Origin of the sequence: Enterococcus hailinensis (genome assembly GCF_045862035.1) — a bacterium.
GTDB classification, from domain to species: domain Bacteria; phylum Bacillota; class Bacilli; order Lactobacillales; family Enterococcaceae; genus Enterococcus_A; species Enterococcus_A hailinensis.
In genome coordinates this window covers 1-23,204 of the sequence record NZ_BAAFRV010000014.1, presented here as the reverse complement: position 1 = coordinate 23,204, position 23,204 = coordinate 1, and the positions used below count along the sequence as shown (strand labels likewise).

Annotated in this window: 27 protein-coding genes; 15 read left to right on the top strand and 12 right to left on the bottom strand. The window is 39.8% G+C overall.

What is annotated here, in order from left to right:
• Positions 1-13: 13 nt before the first annotated feature.
• The 3 genes from ACKTSC_RS10205 (at position 14) to trhA (ending at position 1,803) form a co-directional block, all read left to right on the top strand.
• Complete coding sequence (locus ACKTSC_RS10205; RefSeq protein WP_332654294.1) at positions 14-676, top strand: methionine ABC transporter permease; 663 nt, start codon at positions 14-16, stop codon at positions 674-676.
• A 113-nt stretch (positions 677-789) separates the two neighbouring features.
• Positions 790-1,077: a hypothetical protein gene (locus ACKTSC_RS10200; protein ID WP_407857530.1), complete on the top strand. Its 288-nt coding sequence runs from the start codon at positions 790-792 to the stop codon at positions 1,075-1,077.
• A gap of 90 nt (positions 1,078-1,167) precedes the next feature.
• Complete coding sequence (trhA, locus tag ACKTSC_RS10195) at positions 1,168-1,803, top strand: PAQR family membrane homeostasis protein TrhA (RefSeq protein WP_407857529.1); 636 nt, start codon at positions 1,168-1,170, stop codon at positions 1,801-1,803.
• A gap of 40 nt (positions 1,804-1,843) precedes the next feature.
• Here the strand turns inward: trhA and ACKTSC_RS10190 are convergent, their stop codons facing one another.
• Positions 1,844-3,019 carry an AI-2E family transporter gene (locus ACKTSC_RS10190; protein WP_332581591.1) on the bottom strand — a complete coding sequence of 392 codons (1,176 nt, stop codon included), beginning with the start codon at positions 3,017-3,019 and terminating at the stop codon, positions 1,844-1,846.
• 128 nt (positions 3,020-3,147) lie between these two features.
• Between ACKTSC_RS10190 and ACKTSC_RS10185 the strand changes: the two genes are divergently transcribed.
• The 3 genes from ACKTSC_RS10185 to fghA all read left to right on the top strand — a co-directional run bounded on the left by ACKTSC_RS10185 (position 3,148) and on the right by fghA (position 5,847).
• Positions 3,148-3,690 (top strand): acyl-CoA thioesterase, encoded by a 543-nt coding sequence (locus tag ACKTSC_RS10185; protein WP_332581586.1) that lies wholly within the window; start codon positions 3,148-3,150, stop codon positions 3,688-3,690.
• 206 nt (positions 3,691-3,896) lie between these two features.
• A complete protein-coding gene (locus ACKTSC_RS10180; RefSeq protein ID WP_332581587.1) occupies positions 3,897-5,015 on the top strand; it encodes an S-(hydroxymethyl)glutathione dehydrogenase/class III alcohol dehydrogenase in 1,119 nt (372 codons plus the stop codon).
• A 1-nt stretch (position 5,016) separates the two neighbouring features.
• On the top strand, positions 5,017-5,847 hold the full coding sequence (fghA, locus tag ACKTSC_RS10175) for an S-formylglutathione hydrolase (RefSeq protein WP_407857528.1): 831 nt from the start codon (positions 5,017-5,019) through the stop codon (positions 5,845-5,847).
• A 49-nt stretch (positions 5,848-5,896) separates the two neighbouring features.
• On the opposite strand, the gene ACKTSC_RS10170 is transcribed toward fghA, so the two are convergent.
• Positions 5,897-6,244, bottom strand: a complete 348-nt coding sequence (locus ACKTSC_RS10170; protein ID WP_332581589.1) for a bacteriocin immunity protein — start codon at positions 6,242-6,244, stop codon at positions 5,897-5,899.
• A 691-nt stretch (positions 6,245-6,935) separates the two neighbouring features.
• Here ACKTSC_RS10170 and ACKTSC_RS10165 point away from each other — a divergent pair.
• Both ACKTSC_RS10165 and ACKTSC_RS10160 read left to right on the top strand, forming a co-directional pair.
• Positions 6,936-7,061: a methanol dehydrogenase gene (locus ACKTSC_RS10165; protein ID WP_332581691.1), complete on the top strand. Its 126-nt coding sequence runs from the start codon at positions 6,936-6,938 to the stop codon at positions 7,059-7,061.
• A 26-nt stretch (positions 7,062-7,087) separates the two neighbouring features.
• Positions 7,088-8,782 carry an oleate hydratase gene (locus tag ACKTSC_RS10160; protein WP_332581692.1) on the top strand — a complete coding sequence of 565 codons (1,695 nt, stop codon included), beginning with the start codon at positions 7,088-7,090 and terminating at the stop codon, positions 8,780-8,782.
• 190 nt (positions 8,783-8,972) lie between these two features.
• Here ACKTSC_RS10160 and ACKTSC_RS10155 read toward each other — a convergent pair whose 3' ends face one another.
• Complete coding sequence (locus tag ACKTSC_RS10155) at positions 8,973-10,061, bottom strand: iron-containing alcohol dehydrogenase family protein (RefSeq protein ID WP_407857527.1); 1,089 nt, start codon at positions 10,059-10,061, stop codon at positions 8,973-8,975.
• On the bottom strand, positions 10,009-10,998 hold the full coding sequence (locus ACKTSC_RS10150) for a bile acid:sodium symporter family protein (RefSeq protein ID WP_407857526.1): 990 nt from the start codon (positions 10,996-10,998) through the stop codon (positions 10,009-10,011). Before ACKTSC_RS10150 ends, ACKTSC_RS10155 begins: the two co-directional genes overlap by 53 nt.
• Positions 10,999-11,579: 581 nt before the next feature.
• Between ACKTSC_RS10150 and ACKTSC_RS10145 the strand changes: the two genes are divergently transcribed.
• Positions 11,580-11,861 carry a metal-sensitive transcriptional regulator gene (locus ACKTSC_RS10145; protein ID WP_332581670.1) on the top strand — a complete coding sequence of 94 codons (282 nt, stop codon included), beginning with the start codon at positions 11,580-11,582 and terminating at the stop codon, positions 11,859-11,861.
• A gap of 13 nt (positions 11,862-11,874) precedes the next feature.
• A complete protein-coding gene (locus tag ACKTSC_RS10140) occupies positions 11,875-13,209 on the top strand; it encodes an MATE family efflux transporter (RefSeq protein WP_407857525.1) in 1,335 nt (444 codons plus the stop codon).
• On the opposite strand, the gene ACKTSC_RS10135 is transcribed toward ACKTSC_RS10140, so the two are convergent.
• Positions 13,206-14,081, bottom strand: a complete 876-nt coding sequence (locus ACKTSC_RS10135) for a cation diffusion facilitator family transporter (protein ID WP_407857524.1) — start codon at positions 14,079-14,081, stop codon at positions 13,206-13,208. The two genes, ACKTSC_RS10140 and ACKTSC_RS10135, sit on opposite strands and share 4 nt — an antisense overlap.
• 130 nt (positions 14,082-14,211) lie before the next feature.
• The gene (locus ACKTSC_RS10130) at positions 14,212-14,934 is read right to left on the bottom strand and encodes a hypothetical protein (RefSeq protein WP_332654307.1); all 723 of its coding nucleotides are present in this window, start codon (positions 14,932-14,934) and stop codon (positions 14,212-14,214) included.
• Between the two features lie 486 nt (positions 14,935-15,420).
• On the opposite strand from ACKTSC_RS10130, the gene ACKTSC_RS10125 reads away from it, so the two are divergent.
• The 4 genes from ACKTSC_RS10125 (at position 15,421) to ACKTSC_RS10110 (ending at position 17,467) form a co-directional block, all read left to right on the top strand.
• Positions 15,421-15,813, top strand: a complete 393-nt coding sequence (locus ACKTSC_RS10125; protein WP_332581673.1) for a hypothetical protein — start codon at positions 15,421-15,423, stop codon at positions 15,811-15,813.
• Between the two features lie 354 nt (positions 15,814-16,167).
• On the top strand, positions 16,168-16,608 hold the full coding sequence (locus ACKTSC_RS10120) for a GNAT family N-acetyltransferase (protein ID WP_407857523.1): 441 nt from the start codon (positions 16,168-16,170) through the stop codon (positions 16,606-16,608).
• Between the two features lie 28 nt (positions 16,609-16,636).
• On the top strand, positions 16,637-16,798 hold the full coding sequence (locus ACKTSC_RS10115) for a hypothetical protein (RefSeq protein ID WP_407857522.1): 162 nt from the start codon (positions 16,637-16,639) through the stop codon (positions 16,796-16,798).
• Between the two features lie 324 nt (positions 16,799-17,122).
• Positions 17,123-17,467, top strand: coding sequence for a hypothetical protein (locus ACKTSC_RS10110; protein ID WP_407857521.1), 345 nt, complete (start codon positions 17,123-17,125; stop codon positions 17,465-17,467).
• 78 nt (positions 17,468-17,545) lie between these two features.
• On the opposite strand, the gene ACKTSC_RS10105 is transcribed toward ACKTSC_RS10110, so the two are convergent.
• From ACKTSC_RS10105 to ACKTSC_RS10085, 5 genes are all read right to left on the bottom strand, one after another.
• The gene (locus ACKTSC_RS10105; RefSeq protein WP_407857520.1) at positions 17,546-18,112 is read right to left on the bottom strand and encodes a hypothetical protein; all 567 of its coding nucleotides are present in this window, start codon (positions 18,110-18,112) and stop codon (positions 17,546-17,548) included.
• A gap of 12 nt (positions 18,113-18,124) precedes the next feature.
• Entirely contained in the window at positions 18,125-19,129 is a 1,005-nt protein-coding gene (locus ACKTSC_RS10100; protein WP_407857519.1) for an RnfABCDGE type electron transport complex subunit D, read from the bottom strand.
• Entirely contained in the window at positions 19,119-20,444 is a 1,326-nt protein-coding gene (rsxC, locus tag ACKTSC_RS10095; protein WP_407857518.1) for an electron transport complex subunit RsxC, read from the bottom strand. Before rsxC ends, ACKTSC_RS10100 begins: the two co-directional genes overlap by 11 nt.
• 106 nt (positions 20,445-20,550) lie before the next feature.
• Entirely contained in the window at positions 20,551-21,066 is a 516-nt protein-coding gene (locus ACKTSC_RS10090; RefSeq protein ID WP_407857517.1) for a Gx transporter family protein, read from the bottom strand.
• Positions 21,067-21,073: 7 nt separating this feature from the next.
• Positions 21,074-21,460 (bottom strand): NusG domain II-containing protein, encoded by a 387-nt coding sequence (locus tag ACKTSC_RS10085; RefSeq protein WP_407857516.1) that lies wholly within the window; start codon positions 21,458-21,460, stop codon positions 21,074-21,076.
• A gap of 94 nt (positions 21,461-21,554) precedes the next feature.
• On the opposite strand from ACKTSC_RS10085, the gene ACKTSC_RS10080 reads away from it, so the two are divergent.
• The gene (locus tag ACKTSC_RS10080; RefSeq protein WP_407857515.1) at positions 21,555-22,580 is read left to right on the top strand and encodes an FAD:protein FMN transferase; all 1,026 of its coding nucleotides are present in this window, start codon (positions 21,555-21,557) and stop codon (positions 22,578-22,580) included.
• A 44-nt stretch (positions 22,581-22,624) separates the two neighbouring features.
• Here ACKTSC_RS10080 and ACKTSC_RS10075 read toward each other — a convergent pair whose 3' ends face one another.
• Positions 22,625-22,945 carry a YrhK family protein gene (locus ACKTSC_RS10075; RefSeq protein WP_407857514.1) on the bottom strand — a complete coding sequence of 107 codons (321 nt, stop codon included), beginning with the start codon at positions 22,943-22,945 and terminating at the stop codon, positions 22,625-22,627.
• Positions 22,946-23,204 lie beyond the last annotated feature (259 nt).

Genomic DNA, 23,204 nt, shown 5'->3' with positions numbered 1-23,204 from the left:
AGGAGGGCATAAAATGAATGCTTTTTGGAGTCAATGGGGCAGTGTCATCATTGAAGGCTTAGGTCAGACATTAGTGATGGTCTGTATCGCACTCACACTATCGATCGTGATTGGGATTCCGTTAGGTGTGTTGCTAGTGATCACACGCCCAGGAGGATTAAATAGTAACTTTCCATTATATACGGTGTTAAATAGCGTCATTAATGTCTTACGTTCGCTGCCGTTTATTATTTTACTATTTTTGATTTTGCCTCTGACGAAATTTATTATGGGGACGACGATCGGGGTCCAAGGAGTTTTATTGCCATTGATCATTTATACGGCACCTTATTTGGCCCGGCTAGTCGAAACCTCTTTATTAGAAGTAGACGGTGGTGTGATCGAAGCTTATCAAGCAATGGGGATCAATCATTTCCATATCATTCGTAGTGTTTTATTACGCGAGGCACGCGGCGGGATCATTCGTGGTTTGACGATTGCAATGATCGGATTGATCGGTGCAACAGCGATGGCTGGTTTGGTCGGCGCAGGTGGGTTAGGTAGCATCGCCTATCAATACGGCTTTTTAAGAAATGAACCGACGATCATGTATACTACGATTATCTTATTGATTATTTTGGTCCAAGTCGTTCAGTCATTAGGTAATGTGATTGCCAAAAGTTTAGATCGTAATTAACAAGCAAATGATGGTGTTGGAAGCATTGATTTCCAATTCATCATTTGCTTTTTGTTATACTTAAGGTAAATGAATTAAACTGTTCATATCAATAAGTAAATGAGGTCGAAAAGATGAAAGCAAAAGATTTATTGACGGCGATCCAAGTGGATTCAGCCGGCGAATTAACACAATTGTCTTCTTATCAATTTGTTTTTATAAACGAAGGGGAGCAAGAAACAAATCATTTGGCAGTCAAAAGGACGGCTGATAAAATTATATTACAAAAAAACCCATCTGAGCGTTTGCGTCTTAATTTATTCATTAATTTGTTGAATGAAGCCAAGGATGCAGAAATTTATTTCGAAGAGGAACTAGTCTTTGGTTATCGTTTGGTGGATCAAGGAATCGTTTTGGGCTAATTTTCGAATATCTAGTTTTGGTAACTAGATTGCATTATTTTATTAATCGTGATATATTATCTTTAGAAAGTAACATGAGGTGATAAACGAATGGAAGCACAATTTAGTCGAAAGTATTTGATCACGAATGAAGTGTTGAATGCGGTCACACATGGTGTGGGTGCGCTGTTGAGCATTGCGGGTATTGTTCTGTTACTACAAAAAGCAGATAGTCCGTTGCATTATATTTCATTTGTCATTTATGGTGTGTCCTTGCTGATGCTTTTTCTAGCGTCAACGCTTTACCATAGTTTGATTTTCACCAAAGCCAATAAAGTGTTCCAAGTTTTCGATCATTGTTCGATTTATCTTTTAATCGCGGGAACCTATACGCCATATTGTTTGTTGTATATCCAAGGTGTGATCGGCATTGTTTTACTATCAGTTATCTGGCTATCGGCTATTGCCGGAATTATCTATAAATGTTTGACTTTAATGAAACAAACGTCAGTCTCTAAAGTTTCAACGATCCTTTATAATGTCATGGGTTGGGGCGTAGCGATCGCGTTGCCTGTACTTTACAAAAATGTCGGTCTAAAAAGTTTACTTTTATTATTGTTCGGCGGGATTGCTTACTCTGTAGGTTCGATCTTTTATAGTATGAAAGATCGTCGCTTTATGCATGTAGTTTGGCATCTATTCGTGATGTTAGGCGCCTTGCTGATGTTTTTATCGATTTACCAATAAGAAAAAGCTGTCCTTTTTAAAAAGGACAGCTTTTTCTTGTTTATAGATAATCGTCTTCGGAAAAACCGGTCTTTCGATAAGCACCTTCATCAGCAAAGTATTTATTGTAACGTTGCTTGAATTTTCGGAAGGTAAAGACGACGAGCAATTTGATCATGGAATAAATCGGGATACCAAAAATCACTCCGACTAATCCAAGTAGATCGCCCATCACTAATAAAACGACTAAAATCGTAATTGGATGAATCTTTAATTTATCGCCCATTACACGAGGAACGACTAAGTCGCCATGTAATAGCTGAACGACGAACCAAGCAATCACGAATTTGACGACCATAAAGGTTGAATCTTGAAAAGCAATGAATAGCCCTGGAAGAAAGGCCAGGAAAGAACCGATATAAGGAATGATACTTAAAATCCCTGCTGCTAAAGCAATGACGGTCGCGTATTGCAATCCTAGTAATAAGAAGACGCCCCAATAAATCAAGCCCAGTAATAACGAGGCGATGACTTGACCTTTTAAAAAAGCGCCTAATTGTTGATTTGCGATTTTGATCAGCGCACTAGTATCTTTCCGAAAGCGTGGCGGAATCAATTCCATTACTGTGTTATATAATTTTTGGGGGCTTTGGATCAAAAAGAAAGCAATGATCGGCCCAGTAAATAAAGTGATCGCGGTACTAGAGACAGCAGAAAAAATCGTTCCTAGTCCTTTTGCGCCATCTTGCCAATTATTTCCTAAATAACTAAGCGCTTCGTTTGTTAGCTTGTCAATCGAATTCAATGCCTCATCTGAAGAAGCAGCAAACGGAGTCGCATCCAAAAAGCGGCGAACGGTTTGTTGAAAGTCCGTTAAATACGTAGGGAATTGTTTGATCAAATCTTGAGCTTGGTCACGGATCACGGGGATTAAACGCGCACCACCGAAAAATAGGATCGCAAGAATCACGATATAGGTTAGCGTGATACTGATCGTCCGGGATAAGCCCTTTTTGTTGATAAAATCTACGATCGGATTCAATAAATAATAGAGCAGCAAGGCGAAAATCATTGGTGGCAAGATCGTGGTAATGATCACTACTAAGGGTTTGAAAATAAAGGAAACAGTCGTTAACAAATAAATGGCTAGGGTACTTAAAATAATCAAACCGATCAGATAGTAAGATGTTTTACCACCAAAAAATTGAATGAGTTTTGAGGGTTTTTCTTTTTCCATCATGTGAACCTCCTTTATAAGCCAAGTATACAGAATGTACAATCGAGTGTATACTTTTGTGGATTTTTGAAAAAAACCTTGTAAAATGAGATAATCAATCAAAGACAAATAATAGAAAGAGTGATATTTTGACTGACACAAAAACTTGTCGCGAATCGCGCGTGATCCAGACCCACCGAATTTTTCCTTTTGACTTGAATCCGTTTGGTTTTTTATTCGGTGGAAAGCTGATGACCTTGATCGATGATGCGGCTTCGATCTCTATTTCAAGACATTGCCGACGTGGGGCGGTGACAGCTTCGTTGGATAATTTAAATTTTTTAAAACCGTTGCATGCCAATCATTCTGTTTGTGTGAAGAGCTATGTTTCAGGGAGCCATAATAAATCGATGGAAGTCTTTGTCAAAGTAATTGGTGAAGACTTATCCACAGGTGAGCGCTATTTGGCCGCAACATGTTTCACAACTTTCGTCGCGGTACCTTCACACATGAATGAAGAAACGGAATTCACTGTGCCGGCAGTTATTCCAGAGACTGCAGAGGAGAAAATGGTCTGCGATGGGTACCAGCAACGTCGAGACCATCGCTTAAAAGAGCGGGATGACTACAAAAAATTTGCGGCATTATTATCAACGGAACTTCCTTGGTCAGATGAAGGCACGGGTGATTAATTGATTTTTTCGAGTACTTCGTCGATGGCGGAGTACTTTTTAGTGAAACATTTTGCTGGATCGATGATTTGGGAAACAATTTGATTAGTGACAGGCTGATTCATTTAATTGGTTTAATCGCCAGCCCTCCAGTATACTTAAAAGGAATGGACAAATTATTGTTCAGTTAGTATTCAAATTAGGTAGTAGAAAGAGGGAATGTGGAAATGAAGAGTAGAGCAGCGGTGGCTTTTGAAGCCGGAAAACCTTTAGAAATCGTTGAGATCGACGTGGCGGATCCAAAACCAACGGAGGTCATGGTAAAAATATTGTATACCTCTGTTTGTCATACGGATGCTTTCACTTTATCGGGGGATGATCCTGAGGGTGTTTTTCCAGCGGTTCTTGGACATGAAGGGGCGGGCGTCGTCTATAAAGTTGGCGATGAAGTTACATCCGTCAAAGTTGGGGACCATGTGATTCCTTTATATACGCCAGAATGCGGGAAATGCGAGTTTTGTCTATCTGGTAAAACCAATCTATGTTCGGCTGTCCGTGAAACACAGGGCCAAGGATTGATGCCAGACGGAACGACGCGATTTTCTTATCAAGGAAAGCCAATCTACCATTATATGGGCACGAGTACCTTTAGTGAATATACTGTCGTCAATGAAATTAATTTGGTAAAAATTGATGAGCTGGCACCATTAGATAAAGTGGCTCTATTAGGGTGCGGCGTAACCACCGGCCTGGGAGCGGTTGAAAATACGGCTAAAGTAGAAGCTGGAGCGGTAACAGCAGTATTTGGATTAGGTGCGATCGGCCTAGCAGCGATCCAAGGATTGAAAAAAGCTCAAGCCAAACGGATCATTGCCATCGATACGAATCCTGATAAATGGGCATTGGCTAAAAAAATGGGGGCGACGGATTTTGTGAATCCGAAAGATTTTGAGCGTCCGATCCAAGAAGTCATCGTTGAAATGACGAATGGCGGTGTGGATTATAGTTTTGAATGTATCGGTAACGTCGATGTTATGCGCTCAGCGCTTGAGTGCTGCCATAAAGGTTGGGGCGAAAGTATTATTATTGGTGTGGCTGGCGCTGGTAAAGAAATTCATACGCGTCCCTTCCAATTGGTAACCGGCCGAGTATGGCGCGGTTCTGCATTTGGCGGTGTCAAAGGTCGAACTCAATTACCTGGAATGGTGGAAGAATTTATGGCTGGTTCGATTGATCTGGATTCGTTTATTACGCATCATTTAGATTTTACTCAAATTAATGAATCGTTTGACTTATTACATCGTGGAGAATCGATCCGAACGATGTTGACCTATGGAGACGCCTAATATGACCGTTGAAATAATAGAAAAACATCAATCTTTTGGTGGTCAGCAAATCAAATATCGTCATGATTCCGCAACTTTGAAGTGTGAGATGACGTTCAGTTTATTTTTGCCGCCAGAAACCAAGACAGCTATGCCATTGATCTGGTGGCTCTCAGGACTGACTTGTACGGACGATAATTTTAGTCAAAAAGGTGCGTTTCAAGCTTACGCTGCCCAAAATCACGTCGCTTTTGTGATACCGGATACTTCTCCAAGAGGCGTTGCTGATAGTGACGATTGGGATTTAGGACAAGGGGCAAGTTTTTATCTAAATGCGACTCAAGAACCTTGGCAAGCAAATTATCAGATGTATGATTATTTGACCCAAGAACTTCCAGCGCTCGTTTATTCGTTGCTGCCTAATTTTTCTGGTAAAGAAAGTATTATGGGCCATTCGATGGGTGGCCATGGCGCATTGATGATTGGATTAAAAAATCCCCAACGTTTTTCTGCGATTTCCGCCTTTGCGCCGATTTCAAATCCAAGCCAAGTACCATGGGGACAAAAGGCTTTTACTGCGTATTTGGGAACGTCGGTAAACACATGGCGGGCATGGGATGCGACGGAGCTGCTGAAAGAAGTTGGGACTAAGCATGCACCGATATTGATCACCCAAGGCACGGACGATAATTTTTATCAAGTTCAGTTGAATGAGCAAGCCTTTTTAGCGGCTGCAGCTGCTAGTGATGAAGCAATCAGTTATCGTAAAGAAATTGGGTATGATCATAGTTATTATACGATCGCGACGTTTATCGAAGAACATATTGCGTTTCATATTTCATATTTGAAATAAATAAAAAGTGTCTTTAACGAAGGAGTTAGAGACACTTTTTTTTATTTAGTTATGAATGGCGCGGAATTTTTTCTGACCAAGTATAAAATTGCGATTTGTCCGAAAAATCGGCTTTGTATAAGCCGTTCAATCCGGCTTGCTGGCTGGATAAACCAAGTTGGATAAGCAAGTTTTCTTCTTCCGCTGAATAGTGTATCCGACCTTTTAAAGAAAGCGCACGGATATAATTGACTAAGCGATTGAGTAATGCAGGTGGATTGTTAGATGTATCTATTTTTAAGTGTACTTGCAATAAAACATCTATAATATCTAAAAGTTCGGGGGACGGATCTGTTCGTTTCGATAGAAGATTGTACAATTCATGAATATTGTTTTTTATTTGAAGTGAATTTTCCAATTTTGACCGATCCTTTCAATAAAAAATAGCTACTAAACATTTTATTTAAAAAAGTAGTAGAGTGAGTGCATCATCATATAAGGCCATCTTTATGCAAAATATTCCTGTTTTTTATTTTAATAAAAATGACTTTATATAATAATGTAATCTTTTGTCAGTGATAACAAGATCTATCCGAAGAATATCAAAATAAATGAATGACGAAAAGCAGTTTCGTTATTAACAAATGCTATATGCGAATAAGAAAAAGCTTATTAATGCAGGCGGATTACGAGATACTTTTTGAGAGCAATTCAAAGCAAGCAATCGAGCACACTTGGTCATTCAATGCTGATAACCAAGTGGCTCCGTATTAGAAATCGACACAGAGATAACTACTAAAACCATCAAGTGCTTTCTAGCAGAATAAGGGTAAATAAAAAACCTATCATTTATTTGATAGGTTTTTTTAGTTAATAATCAAATAATTTGGGATCAATAACACAGAGTATTTGCGCAGCAAAAAAATTAATAGTAGCATTGCCAATACGAAATGAATAGTTATTTTAGCTATAATCGCTGGGCAAATTTAGACAATTTAGGCAATTTGTTTATATTTTGAACAGATGAAAGTGCTTAGATTTGTAATTAAATATCGATGGTTCTAGAATCAAGGTGTAAGGATAACTTAGTAAATAAGGAGGTATTTTTTATGAAGAATAAATTATTTCTATTAGGTATCGGGTTATTAACAATTAGTGGCTTAATTTTAGGGAAAAAAACAGGCTTATTCGAAAAGGATGATCATCTATACGATGAATATGATACCAGTAAATAAAAATTTGAAATGAGGGATAATTTATCATGAGAAAAAATAAAGCTGTAATGATTGGGGCCGGCATTGCTAATATGGCTGCCGCCGTCTATTTAATCCAAGAAGGTGGTTGGAACGGATCCCAAATCAAATTTTATTCATTAGATGACCATGGATCAAATGATGGAGCACCCACTGATACAGTAACCGATGAATATTGGAATGAAAATCATCCAATGGAAAACACTAAAGGCTACATTGCACGTGGCGGTAGAATGTTAAATTATCGTACGTATGTGGATTTAATGGATTTATTAAGTAGAATCCCTTCTGTGACAGAGCCTCATATGACGGCGGAAGAAGATACTAGAGAATTTGATGCAAACCATCGGACCTATGACATCGCACGTCTACTTGAAGGCGGTAAAGGAATTATTGATGGTGGGAAACTAGGGTTTGATAATACGGATCGTAAATTATTGACCAAATTGATCTCAATGCCCGATTCTGAAGAAGAAAAATTAGACAATGTTACAATTGCTCAATACTTCAAAGATGATCCACACTTTTTTGAAACGAATTTTTGGTATATGTGGGAAACAACTTTTGCCTTTAGAACAAGAAGCTCTGCCCAAGAGTTCCGCCGCTATATGCATCAAATGATTTATGAATTCACGCAAATCGAACATCTAGTTGGTGTCAATCGTACGAGATACAACCAATATGAAAGCATTATGTTGCCTTTGATCAATTATTTGAAGGATCAAGGCTGTGAAATCGTGCTAAATCGATTGGTAACTGATTTTGATTTTAAAGAAACCAAAATGCAAGATGAAATTACAGTAACAGGTATCAAGATGACGGATACTGTTACAAATGAAGATCATTATTTACCGATCGATGATGATACAGCTGTCATTTTTACGAATGGTTCAATTACTGATTCCGCTACGTTAGGCGATTACAATACAGCTGCTGCTGAAAATATGGACTATGGGGCTGCGTCAAGTCTTTGGAAAAATATCAGTAAAAAATTCTATAACCTAGGAAATGCGGATAAATTCTTTGCTGATCGCGATGCAAGTGAATGGGTAAGTTTTACTTTGACGACTAAAGATCATTTATTGTTGAATGAAATTGTCAGAATTACGACGCAAACGCCAGGTAATGCGCTAAATTCATTCATTTCAACGACACCAATTACGCCGCTAGGTCATAAGGACGTCAATATGTCGATCGTGGTTCATCATCAACCACACTTTACCACACAAAAACCTAACGAAACCGTCATTTGGGGCTATTTCTTATATCCAAGACGTCAAGGAGAGTTTGTTGAAAAAGAATACATTCAAATGACTGGTAAAGAAATGGCACAGGAATTGATCGGGCAATTGTCTAAAGTTGATCCTGGTCCGGTCAATATTGCTGAAAAAGAAGAAGCGATTTTAGAAAGCATCATTAATAATATACCTGTATATATGCCGTATGCTTCGGCACTATTTAATAATCGCGCAAAAATAGATAGACCTAAAGTAATCCCAGAACATTCGACTAATTTAGCCTTTACTGGTGAGTTTGTAGAACAGCCTTATCAAATGATTTTCACTGAACAAAGCGCTGTTCGTTCTGGTGAAATCGCTGCGTTTCATTTTGCTGGAGTCCCAATGTCTAAATTAGTCAAAACGCCAAGATATGACAAAGATATTCCTACATTGTTAAAAGCAGCTAAAAAAATGTTTGATTGATCAAACGATGATTTTGTAATTACTATTCATTCACACGAGGAAGAAGATTTTTGTGGTAGAATCTTCTTCTTCGTGTTTTAAGGGAATGATGAAAAAGGTCGATCTATCATTACTTATTAACTTAAGAAAGAAGCTGTTTTTAGATACTGAATAAAGAAGCCCCGATTCTCTAGAGAATTAGGGCTTTTTATCATCCGATTCTTGTTTCTTCGGCTACTTTGTGAGCTTCTACATCCACAATGGCTTGTTCGAACATGGCTCGAGTGATTTCATAAGGACTATGAACGATGTCATTGGTCGTCATTGCTTTGTCTAAAATAGCGGTCAAATCTGAAGTTGTATTTAGATTCATTTCAGCTAAGGAGACAGGCAAGTTATTTTCTTGCATGAATTGGTAGATGCGTTCAAAAAGTTCTTCTTGTTGATCGAGTTTTAGTAGGGCTAAGACGCCATAACTGACAGAAGCTCCATGTAGGTATTCTTCCATTTTTTTCAAGACGGTTGTCCCGTAATAGAAGGAATGTGCCATTGAAGAATTGTAATCATTGATCACCAAAACAGAAACCAATCCCGTCGTCACGATGATCTCAGAAACGACTTGCTCGATTGCATAGGACGCTTTTCCTTCAGCACTGTCTTTTAATGCTTGAGTTCCATAGTCCAACAAGCGGTCGGTACACATTTTTCCAATTTGAATCCCTAAGCCATCCGTATGGTTCAGTTGGTCGCCCCGAGCAGAAAAACTTGATTCGACTTGTTTTGAAAGAGCGTCACCGATACCAGCCCATAGGTATTTATCAGGAGCTGCAGCAATAATTGCGGTATCAATAAAGGCATGTGTCGGTGGTTTAGATGGAAAAAAGAGTCCTTGCATTTCGCCTGTTTCAGTATACATAACACATACGGCAGTTACCGGTGAACAATTTGACCCGATCGTTGGAAAAGTAAAAACGGGTTTTCCAATTTTTTCGCCCACGACTTTAACCGTATCACAGACACGACCTCCGCCGACTGCAAATAATACATCAGCTGTTTGGACTGCTTGGGAATTGGCTAACGCATCAACATTCTCATACGTCGAGTTGCCGCCGTACCAAAGAGTATCCGTTAATTCAATATCTGTTGTGATGGCGGATGTGATTTTTTGTTCTGCTGCGGCTAAGGCTTTTTTTCCGCCGATCATAACGGCTTTTTTTCCGTAAGCTTGAACGATTTCAGTGATGTGATTATAGGCGTCTGTACCGATAGTATAGCTTGGTAAAAAAATTGTTTGACTCATATACTTTTCCTTCTTTCTTTGCGACTAGGTTAGCGAGAATCGGACCAGTGATTTGATGGATCACCATGCCCACGGCAGCGGGAGTGACAGCAGCAGGAATGGTAGCGAAATGAGCTGTGGCGAGTGAAATCGCTAAGCCGGTATTTTTCATTCCTAATTGGAACATGATCGATCGGGCTTGCTTGGCACTGACACCTAGCAGGCGGCCCAAGCCATATCCAGCACCATAACCAATCAAATTATGAAGCAAGACTAGTAAGATCAAAATCAATCCTGACTGAACGATCACAGAACCATTTTTAGCAACGGTCCCTGCAACGATCAGTAAGATACTGACAGAAGAAACTAAGACAAATGTTTGCAGCCACTGTTCAATATATTTAGCGATTAGTTTATGCACGATAACGCCTAAAACAATTGGAACTAAAACCATCTGCAAAACAGACAGCAGCATTTGTACAAATGAAATATGCGTGTATTTTCCTGCCAAGATAAAAGTTAAAAAAGGTGTTACGACAGTCGCCAATAAAGTAGAGATGGTGGTCATGGAGACGGTCAAAGCAACATCACCTTTTCCAATGAAAGTCATCACATTGCTGGCTGTCCCGCCAGAAACGGAGCCAAGTAATACAAAGCCGATAATCAAGCCAGATGACAGTCCAAATAGTTGAGCCAATCCGTAAGCGACCAATGGACTGATCGTGAATTGAAAAATCACACCGAGGATAAAGGCCTTGGGCTGGACTACGACCATTTTGAAAGCATCAAAATTTAGAGTCATCCCCATACAAAACATGATGATACTCAATAAATTTGTTGTTCGAGCGGGGATCCATAGAAACGGCTGAGGGAAAAAATAAGAAACGATCATCAATAAAATCATAATGTAAATCAGGTACTTGTTAACAAAAGCAGCAATCGCATTAACGGTTTTCATATGAGGTTTCTTCCTTCCAAATCCTGTTAGCCGCAAAGAAAGCAGTAGGCCAAAAGAATCGACTTTAGATTGGTGGAACACGAAATCGTTCGTTTTATTAAACGGTGTTCAAAAGCTAATTGATCAAAAATAGGTATAAAAAAAACATTCCATCAAAGAAGTAAGTTCTTCTTTTCGATGCAATGTGAATAGGGACTTTTTGATTGATCACTCAAAAAAGTCCCTAGCATAATAAAATAATGACGGCAGTTGATAGATTTTGAGTGCGTTTCATGGTCTTCACCTCCTTGTTCGGAATTTTCGGAATATTTAAATTAATTTCTTATCAGTCTACAGACGGATAAGGACTTTGTCAACGTTTTATGCATAACTTTTGTCATTTTTTCTATAAAATGACAAAAAAACGCGAATGATGATAATGGTCTTTCTATATAATGTACGGCGAAATGACCGGGAATAAATAAAAAGTGAAAAGATAGCCTTCTAAATTTGTAAGTCGTTGATTTTAGATAAAGAGAGGGCTAAACTTCTCATATGGGGTATGGGGGTATAGTCCATATCTTAAAAAGGAGGGAGACAATATGTCACATCAACCAGATCATCAAGTAGAGAATCTTGTAAAACGGATCAATCGCATTGAAGGGCAAATCGGCGGAATCAAAAAAATGATCGTCGAAGAAAAACCGTTCGATGAAGTCATCATACAATTAAATTCAGCGAAATCAGCTTTACAAAAAATTTCGCAGATATTATTAGAAGCGCACGCGGATCATACATTTATGAATGCGATCGAAAGTGGAAAAGCTGAAGCGGAATTAGAAAGTTTACGTAAAGCGATCCATCAGTACAGCAAGCTGCTGTAAGAGAGGTGATCTGATGGAGTCATTGAAAGAAAATAAATTATTACAATTAGCGATTCCCGCAACTATCGAAAATTTACTACAGACAGCGGTCGGGTTTGTAGATGCTTTGATGGTATCAAAAATCGGATTGATCGCAGTTACAGCGGTGGGAATCGCAAATACGATCTTAAATGTCTATTTAGCTCTGTTTATTGCTTTAGGTGTAGGAGCTTCGGCCTTGATCGCACAGAAAATTGGCGGTAAAAGACAAGCGGAAGCGACAAGTATAGCCAATCAAGCAGTACTTTTAACAGTAGCGATCAGTCTAGTATTAGGAATGCTTTCGCTCTTTTTTGGAAATCCTTTACTAAAAGTGATGGGCGCCTCAGCTTCGGTCCTTCATGAAGCACTGAAATTTTTTATGGTTGTCGGCGGCGCGGCAATCGTAATGGGTTTGATGACGATTTTTGGTAGTATTTTGCGGGCGACAGGTGATACCAAATCACCAATGAAAGTCAGTGTCGTCGTTAATTTAAGTAATATTGTTTTAGATTATATCTTGATTTTTGGATTGGGACCAATCCCGGCTTTGGGTATTTTAGGAACAGCGTTGGGAACAGTTATCGCTCGTTGTTTAGGATGTTTTTTACTCTATCGTAAAGTCCAATCCTCAAGCAGTCCCTTAGATTGGTCTCGTTTTTTTTCACTTAAAGGCTTTCGACCGTTGATCGAATTATCGATCCCTGCAACTTTGGAACGCTTGGTGATGCGCTTAGGTCAAGTCCTTTATTTTGGTTTGATCGTCAGTATCGGAGCCAAAACATTTGCGACACATTCCATCGCAGGAAATATTGAAAGTTTTACTTATATGCCGGCTTATGGACTGGCAACTGCTGCAACGACTTTGGTCGGTCATGCGATTGGGGCGAACAATCCTTTATTAGCCAAAAAATATGGTTATAATGCCGCAAAATACGGTGTGATTTTCATGTCTTTTTTAGGAGTTGTTTTATTTTTTGGGTCTCCTTTTTTTGCCAGTTTATTTACCCACGATCATTCAGCTATTCAGCAAATCGTCACGGCTTTACGAATCGACGCTTTTGCACAACCTGGGCTTGCGATCAGTTTGATCACTGTTGGATCGCTCCAAGGAATGGGCGATACACGTTCCCCTTTGTACAGTACAGCTGTTGGGATGTGGGGCATTCGGGTCGTCGGTGTAATTGTTTTAGCGAAATATTTAAGTTTAGGAATCGCCGGTATTTGGTTATCGATCGCTTTGGATCTGTACTTGCGCTCGATTTTTTTAGTCTATAAATTCAATCGCAATCTTAAAATAATCAATGAAAAAGAACCCTTCGAGTCTTAAGACTCGGAGGGTTCTATGTGTACATCAGTCTCAAAAATTTGAAACTCTTCTTGTAATAGGTCCTCGATTTGATCTGCGATGTCGTGACTTTCTTTGACGGTCAGCTGTGGATTCATCGTGACGGTGACATCCAAATAAATATTAGCCCCATAACTCCGGCCTTTAATACTTTTGACTGCTCGGATCTCTGGCAGTTGTTCGATCGCACGCGTATAGCGAGTCAATTGGGTTTGATCAAACCCGTCTGAAAGTGAGAAGACACTGTCGCGAAAAATATCGATCGCGGTTTTTAAAATCAACAAGGCGACAACGATCGCAGCAGCACTATCCAACCAACCTAAATTGAACGAAGCGCCGAAGACAGCAACGGCGGTCCCGATACTTGTCCAAGCATCACTACGATTGTCTTTGGCCGCAGCTAGCAGACCGGAACTTTGGACTTCTTCGGATAAGCGCTTGTTAAAGAAATAAACAGCGTACATCACGATTGCTGAAAAAATTCCCACGATCGCAGCAGTCATATCTGGAGATTCCGTTTTATGCTGGATCACTGATTGTACCGAACTATATAAGACTTCCAGTCCCACTAACAACATGATGAACGAGGTCACTAAACTGGCGACATTTTCAGCTTTCCAATGACCGTAGCGATGTTCAGCATCTGCGGGTTTACGCGAAATCCTTAAACCGATCAAAACAGCGATTGAAGCTAAGATATCCGTAAAGTTATTCAAACCGTCTGCGCGCAATGCTTCTGAATGCGCCAGATCAGCAACCGTCAGTTTTAAAATCGAGATCAAAATGTAAGCTACGATACTGATGATCGCCCCTAATTCGGCTTTTTTTAATTGTTCATAGCGATTATTTACCATTAGTTTAAACACCCCAAAAATTAAAATGTTTTATCACTATACACTTTTTGATTGGGGAAAAACAAAGATTTTGACAAACTATAATTATTTTGGGACAGCTAAAATAAAGCCTAGGACGCCATAGTTTTTATCACCATAAAGACCAATCGATTTCTGTTGGCTCCGCTTCTAATTTTTCATAGCGGGCCAGAAAAGTGACTTTAGTATAGTGCCGACTAAAAGCGGTGATGGGATGTGTGAATTGAGATAACAGCGGACGTTTGACTAGTAAACGTGCAAAAGGGGTATTAGGTAATTCTAGATAAGCTAAAGGCGTGTCTGCTTTTTTAACAAAACGGAATAAATCTCTGCGCAACAAAGCGAGTGCATAACAAGCTTGGGCGGAGTGGAGTCGGACACTTCGCTGCAGCAATGGTAAAACAAGAGTCGAGCCATCACACAATTCGAGGTAGCAACGGTTATCAGCTTGTTTCGTATTCGCAATTTTTAACGGATTGATCCAAATTGTTCGTCGCGTATCTTCGAGTGGCAGTAAAGTAAAAAATGGACAGAGCCACGGTGTTTTGTAGTGGGTGCCGCAGCCTAGAGCATTCAGGCAGCGATGACTATCTTTATACAGAGGAAAACGATGAGCATTTGAAAAATGATTCAAAACAGTCAAGCCACTATCGTCACTATGATAGAGCTGCTTGTCCGTAAAAATCAGAACACCGCTATGTTCAGGTATTGGTACGATCACATTGATTTCATCGACCATCAATGGATCGAAAGGTGTAGCTCGTTGAAGTGAAGCTGACCAAAGATCGGACCACTGTCTGTCATCTAAATACTCCGTTTGAACAAATGATTTCATGAATGTTTCCTCCTTCAAAATAGTAATTTCATCTTCACTATAATTCATACGATGAAAAACAACACGCCTTCTTTTTTATCAGCAAATTAATAAAAGCAGTCTTTTATCTTTGAGACTGTTCCGCTCTTTTCTCACTATCCATAAACGCTGTTTTTTCTTTAAAGATTCGAATAAAGCAAGTGTGTGCTATTTGTAGAAAATGCGTGTAAATCAAAAATATAAAACTCTTTTATTTATCTATAATTGTTATTTTTATTTTCTTTTAGGTCGTATTATATTTTTTTTTAAAAGTCGATTGAATAAAGATCATTGTTTTTTTATTTTTCTTTTTTTGTTAAACGGCGTTTGTGAAGTGAACAAAAAAAATTTGGTTTAAAGCTTAGAAATCAAAATTATTTACCGTTTTTTTTCGTATAGCAAATTTTTTGAACACAGCATGTCGAAGTTTCGTTAGTTAGAGTGAAGCAAGAGAAAGGAGTCGAGCTAATGAATAAGCATCCCTTTACGATGCGCCAATTGTTTCATTTGAAACCAAAAACACTAGAAAAACGAATCACTGTCTTTTATGCAGAAAAAAAAGATGCTGAAACACTGGTTCGATTGATCCTGATGCTCCAAGTCCGTGGAGCATTAGGGAATGAAGAGCTTGAAAATCCGTGTTGCGAGTTGGTTCGCAACCTTTATATAAAGAAAGAATACCGTCAAGTCGCTGCCTTCAAACGCTTTTATTTTCAGTTTGAAAGCTATTTTTCACATGCAGAATGGCGGGAACTCCTGCAAGAACTGTTTCCATTTTTGCCCAAATATAGGGCTTGGAAACAGCTGCAGTTATTGGTCCAAATTTATTTAGCAACAAAGTATCGGGGCACAGTCCCTTAGTAAGGTCCAAAAAATCAGTTGAATGAGAGCAATCAGTTTGATTTCATTTGTTTTTTTATGGAATTATTTTTAAAATTAAAAATAAATCTTTTTTAGTTTATGATTTAAATGAAATTATTTATTGACAATGATTAGGTGCCGAAGTATGCTAAGAACAAGTTAAATGTTAGGTACCTAAAAAATAAGCACCGAATTGAAAGGATTCTATTTAATATTTACACAAAAGATTCTGGCTAATGGGTTTGATAAAAGCAGTCAATGAACCAATAGCAGCTAACGAATCAGATCAACTAAAAAATTTATTTCTCATCTGTTAAGGATAAGAAATTTCTAGGAATACGGAGGACGTTTGCGATGAAGATTGAACAGGCTGAATTATTTAGCAAAGAGCATACTGCCGCCCTAAAATTACGTAAACAACTTTTAGGCGGAAAAATAGATTGGGATCAAGAAAGAAATTTGACAGTTTTTGTAGCAATTGAACAAGGGGAAGTTGTAGGGACAGCCGCGGTGCAATTGTATCCTTTTAGCATTGCCCGCATCCGTCAAGTCGCGGTCGCACCAGAACAGCAAGTCAGAAAAATCGGCGCTCAGTTAATGGGGCAATGCGAAGCCTTTGCTCAAGCCCAAGGTCAGGTTCGAATTGTTTTGACCGCGCGTAAGTCCGCACAAGCCTTTTATCAAAAAAGAAAGTACAAACCCATTTTTTGGACCTTTAAAAAACACACGATCGCTTTCGTTTGGATGATAAAAGAAATTGCGATCGCGCCAGTTCCAGCATTATTTCACCAATGACATGAATGAATTTAAAGGAGGAATCAGCATGAAAAAAATCTTTGATAAACAAATCAAGCAACCGAGTACAGCTACAAAGAAACACACCATTTCTGAATTTGAAAAATTCTGCATCGAATTAGAAGCCAAATCACGATTATTCAAAACTACTTTAAGCATGGTAAATTATCAAGCATATGGCAATAACTAAAAAGATCGAACCCTGAAAACTAGGGCTCGATCTTTTTAGTGTATTCAATATTATATTTATAAAAAAATAATATTTAATATGTTATTAAAAGTTATTTTGTTATAATTATGAAAACGGTTAAGGGGGATTGAAATGATTAGTTGTCGTGGTAAAGAAATGAGTAGCGAGGTAAAATTTTGTTCTAATTGTGGAAAAGACCTAATTAAATCAAGTAGGTCAAGGAAAAAGCAGATAGCCTAAAAAAAGAGTGAAACAGATATTTCAAAAAGCAATTTCAAAAGTAGGAAAGATTTATTTATTGCTTTATCTAAAGATTGGAAATTCATGCTATCGATCGTGGTACTTTCCTTTTGTGTCATTGCACTGTTAAATCAATTATTTCCTAGAACAATGCAATCCAAATTGGATCGACAAGAATGGTATTTATCAGTTGATGATGAAAATATTCGAATTGACTTTGACGATGATTCTGCTACTTTAAAAGGTAATTATGTTGGTGATAACCTTAATGCAGACGTCACGTACCGTGAAGACAGTATTATTCTTTTTACTTCTGAAGATCATTTAGATTCTGAAACTTTAGTTTTTGATGAAAAATTGAATAAAAATTATTATAGAGGACATTTTGCAAAAGATGGTCAGATTTTTATTTTGCGAAATTTCAATTAATAAAAAAATCCAAAACTAAATTACTTTAGTGTTGGATTTTTTTAATTCTAAACAGAATCAATCTTTATTGTCATATAACTAAAAAATCGTCTCAAAAAAGACGCCGTGGAAAAAGGATAGACTAAGAAAAATTAAAAACAAAGCTGTTAATTGGATCGGCCAGCCTGCTAAGAATCTCGGGATTGGAGCAATAGCCAGGCGTTCTTTGATCCCGCTGAATAATCCACCGCAAACGAGGAAAAAAAGTAGGCCAAGATTGTATTGGTAGAAAAAATTTGTGGCTGAAAAAATGGCTGGCAGCAAGGCAAGATTCAAAATAAAAGGTAAAGCCAATACTATCCCGTACATTTCTGAGGGCACCCAGCGACGAATAATCAGCCAAATGATAATCGAAACAAACAAGCTACAGCTTCCTACCATCGCCGGAAAAGTCACGATCTGATTACCAAAGTCGCCGACCATATACTCAAAAAACCAAAACAGCATTCCTCCCAGCCAACTGATCCCGCTAACTAAAAAAACAACGGCTAAACTTTTAGCAAGGATGCTGGGACGGTTGCTGCCGATTTTTGGCGGATTCTTCTCAGCAGCACTAGACAGCCATAAAATACCCAAAAAGAAAACGAGTCGGATCGTAAGTGTCATCTTCTGTTCCTCCTATCGTTTTAGTTTGGCATTGATGATCCGATTACCGGGTTCACCTAACACACGTCGACGCAATAAACGGTCAATCAGTGGTGTGGCACAATTCATTGTCAAAATTGCATAACTAACGCCTTCATTCGTCGGTCCTAAAAAACGAAAGACCAAGATCAACACACCAATACCAAAGGCAAAAAGACATTCACCTAATTTATTTGCTGGACTAGAAGCATAATCGGTAGCCATAAAAACCGCACCTAATAATAATCCTCCGCTTAGTAGATGGCCGAGTACCGTTTGCCAACTTGCCAATCCAGCACTTTCACCAAAGAGCCAAGCTCCTAGTGCGACCGTTGCTACAATAATGACAGGAATGTGGTACTGAATAATCTTCTTTTTAAGCAATATAATTGCTGCCAAGAGAATTAAGACACTGCAAGTCTCCCCGATACGGCCGCCAATATTACCGAAGAAAGCTTGCACTAACTCATGATTAGTCAAGGTTTGCTGTTCTTTTAAAATGGCTAGCGGTGTCGCCTGTGAAACAACATCGGGGGATAATCGTCCAAATGGCGGGTTAGGCCAACTGATTTTAAACATATCCGAAAAGAATAAACCAACTAATAGTGCCCGGCCGCCCAATGCGGGATTTAAAAAATTATAGCCTAAGCCGCCAAAAAATTCTTTGACCACAATAATGGCAAAAGCTGCGCCGAGCATCGGAAAATACCATGGAGCAGAAGGCGGCAAGTTCATGGTCAGCAAAACGGCTGTGACAATCGCACTAAGATCCCAAGTCAAAGGTTTATCGGTCCACTTGAACCATATAAACTCACACATCTGAGCAGTCACGATCGCGATCAGATAAAGCATGTAAACCCGCCAGCCGAAAAAGAAGCCTGAGATCAAAACGATCGGTGCTAAGGTGATCAAAACCCATTTCATGATTTCACGGGTAGTCGACTCACCGACAATATGTGGCGAACTCATAGAACTGAACGTCAGCGCTTTATTTTTCATTGGCAGCCAACTCCTTTTTTATTGCTTTGATTTCAGCGCCAGCAGCACTGATTTTGGCGGCTAAATCGCGTCGAGCGGGACAGACATAGGTGCAACAGCCGCAATTGATACATTCTTCGGCCATCAATTGATCACAAGTGAACAAGTCGTTGTTGCGATAGGCCAAATCGATCGATTGTGGTTCTAGTCGGACAGGGCAGACGTCGACACAACGATTGCAGCGAATACAAGGTGATTCTGGCAGTTTGCCATCATGTTCTTGATTGAAAACGATGATTCCGTTGCTGCCTTTCGCTAAAGGAAAATCCAGACTCGTGATCGTTTTACCCATCATCGGTCCGCCGTGGATTATCCGTGAAGGTGTGCCGGCAAATCCGCCGCAATAATCAATCAGATCTCCGACGCTGGTACCTAAAGGAAAAGCGATCACTTTTGGTTCGACGACATCTCCAGTGATCGTCACATAGCGATGGGTCAACGATTTGCGTTCATCAACGGCCTCGGCGATTGCAAAAGCCGTCGCGACATTGATTGTGAAACCACCCGTCTCGACAGACCGCCCATCGATCGGGGATTCTTTGGCTAACAATGTTTCCAACAATTGACCTTCACCGCCTTGAGGATACTTGACTGGCAAAGCTAAGACGTGACAATCCGGAATCGTTTTGGCCACTTCTTTCATGGCTGCTAAAGCTTTAGGTTTATCTGACTCGATCCCAATTAATATTTTTTTTGCACCGATTATTTGACGAGCCAATTCACCGCCGCGTAAAATTTTACGACTTTCATAACGCATCAAATAGTCATCGGAGGCCAAGAATGGTTCACACTCCGCACCATTCAAAATCACGGCTTCGATCTCGATCCGATCATCTGGATCTAATTTGATATGAGTCGGAAATGTCGCACCGCCAAGACCCACGATTCCAGCATGACGCACGGCCGTTTCCGGATCTAGTTCTTCGGGGATCAACTCTGGCGTGGTCGCTTCCTGTGTACATTGGATTTTGATCGCACTTTGGGTTTCGCCGTCAAAAGTAGGGACTTCTAAAATTTCTAACACGATTCCGCTGACAGAAGCGTGGACATGCCCGCTAATATCGGCACTGCTTTTGGCAATGATCTGTCCTTGTTTCACGGTCTCACCGATACTAACAACCAACTCATTGGGAGCTCCGATGTGTTGATCAAAAGGGATCGTGACTGTTTTAGGTGTGAAAGTAAAAACGTTCTCATTTTCTACAGCAAATAATTTTTTTAGTTGTTTCGTTGAAGGCTCGAAAAAGAAACCACCAGAAAAATCATGGATTTTCATCGCTTATCCTCCTAACCTTTTCTTTTATCGTAGCATATCTTGACAGTTGGTCAAAAGGATATCCTGAGCACAAAAAGTCCCGCCAGCAAATGATGCGCTGACAGGCTCATGCTTTAGGTGATAAGTGGGGCCATTTGTCCAAGAGTAGCTTGGCTAGCATACCCGATAAAATACCGGAAACGATCCCGACACTGCCTAAAACCGGCAGATACAATAAAATCGTCCACGTTTTGGCCAACATCGCTGCAACGAATAATTGCCCTAGGTTATGTAAAAAACCACCGGCGGCACTGACACCGACCACACTAAACAGCGGAGTGGTAAGTCGTTTTAGTAAGAGCATCCCGCCAAAACTTAATAAGCCGCCGACTGCTGCATACAACAGGCCCATGATCGTTCCGCCTAATAACGTCGCCAGTAATAAGCGCAGCAAGACTAAGAAAAAACTATCTTTCGTCCCCAAGGTATAAAGTGCGAGGATGATCACGACATTGGCTAAGCCGATCTTAGCGCCGGGTGCAAAAACAAAAATGGGGGGAATCAGCCGCTCGATCAAGCTTAGCAGGATTGCTTGAGCCGCCAACAAGGCGATAAATACTTGTTTATGTAAAGTGTTCATCATAGACGAATCAATAAATCGATCCGTGTCCGTCACCTCCCGTTTGAATTTCGATCACTAATTGGTGCGGCAGGCAGACGATCGTTTGTCCCGGCTGATCGATCCAGCCGCCCGCTTCGCAGATGTGATCGCGACAATTCGCTTCTTTGACCCGAACCCGCTGATGGTTGATCTCGATCAAATTCATTTCGCCATTCTCTGAATAATACTGGTAGGTCTCCGTAGTTGAACTCGTTAAATCAAAACGCTGGAGCTCTTGACCACGAACTTTGATCACTGCGACGGTTGACAGACTAGCCGGTTGACGTAAAAAAAGTAAAGGCAGAAAAGAACATAGAAACAAGCCTAAAATCAGACAAAGGTCGCGCCAATTAAAATAACGTTTCAAATTTTTCATGATCTGTCCTCCAGCTTCATTTTATCACAGGTTCTTGGTAATTCTTGCTCCGACGCGTTATGATAAAAGAAACAGATAAAAGAAAGGAATAGGGATGAAAAAATTTCTTGCAGGACTGCTGGTTTTAGGACTTTTGTTTTTTGGTGGTTGCCAAAAGACCATCATGGACAGCCCAGATGAACAGTCAGGTTTTTTCTTTGATACGCCCGTGACCATTAAAATTTATGATCGCGGAAAAAAAGCGGTACTCAATGAAGCATTTGAAGAATTGGCAAAATTACATGACCAATGGAATCTCGCTGATCCAGCTTCTGAACTGAGTCAGATTAACGCCGCGGCCGGTATCGCGCCCGTTACAGTGGCGGCAGAAACTTATCAACTATTAGTGAAGGCCAAACAATACAGTCAAACGTATGAAAAATTTGATCTGACGATTGGACCCGTGACTCAGTTGTGGGGGATCGGTTCTGCGACTGCTAAAAAGCCAGCAGCAACAGATGTCGTGAAGGCCCTCACTTTAGTGAATAGTGAACAGGTACAACTAGACGCCGACAAGCAGACGGTTTTTTTAATGGAAAAAGGGATGCAGCTTGATATTGGTTCGTTAGGAAAAGGCTACGCCACAGATAAAATCGTCAAATTATTCAAGCAAGCAAAGGTCACGACCGCCGTTTTAGATCTAGGCGGAAATATTTATGTATTAGGAGAAAGTACCCGTGGAAACGGCCAACCATGGCAAGTCGGTATCCGTGATCCTCAACAAGCCAACGCGATCATCGGTGAAGTCGCGGTGACCGATCAAACGATCGTTACGTCTGGAACCTATCAACGCTACTTACAAAGTCAAGGCACAAATTATCATCATATTTTTGATCCAACTACAGGCTACCCCATCGACAACCAACTCAGCAGTGTGACGATCGTAACCGATTCGTCACTGACCGGCGATGCTTTATCGACCGTTGCATTTACCGCAGGTTTAACCAAAGGCTTAGCCATGATCGAAGAATTACCTGCCACCGAAGCACTTTTTGTCACGAAAGATCAAAAAATCTATCGCACTTCAGGCTTAGAAAAAAACTTCACGCAAAAAACAGGGACCGATTATCGATTAAAATAAAAATAAAAGGCCACACAAAAAGCAGCTCCTAAAAAGAGCTGCTTTTAGCCGTTGTTTGATTCTTTTTTGGACCTCGATTCTTTCCAATCATCGTAGACAAAAATATTTTTGATGATTCGTAAAATGGGGCGGATCGTTAGAAAAATGGCACCAGTAAGATAGAAATACATCCCGATACGATCAGGGATCGATGTCAGAGAAGCGACACTCCCGATAATGTAAAAGAAACCAGTCAATAGATCCACCGTTAATGACAGAATCGAGTAACGATTTTGAAAATACAATCGGAACCGTTTCCCCTGGATCTCGATATCTTCTTCCAGCACCGACTCAACTTCGTGGGACTTACGTTTTATTTTTGGCATGACAATCATCAAACCTTTCCAGAATTGTCGTAAACGTATATTGTACTAGCGATTCACTCAAAACAATAACTATCAGCCCAAAAACGAAGAAATATGGTGAAATGTAAAGGAAAGTTAATGACTTTTTATTTCACGCCGATTGTAAAATTAAGCTAGACAACTAAAAAAGCCATTTGTGCTACACTCAAAATAGTTCTGACCAAAGAATTATAAGGAGTGAGTACAAATGACCTATACCCATCTTACAACGGATGAACTT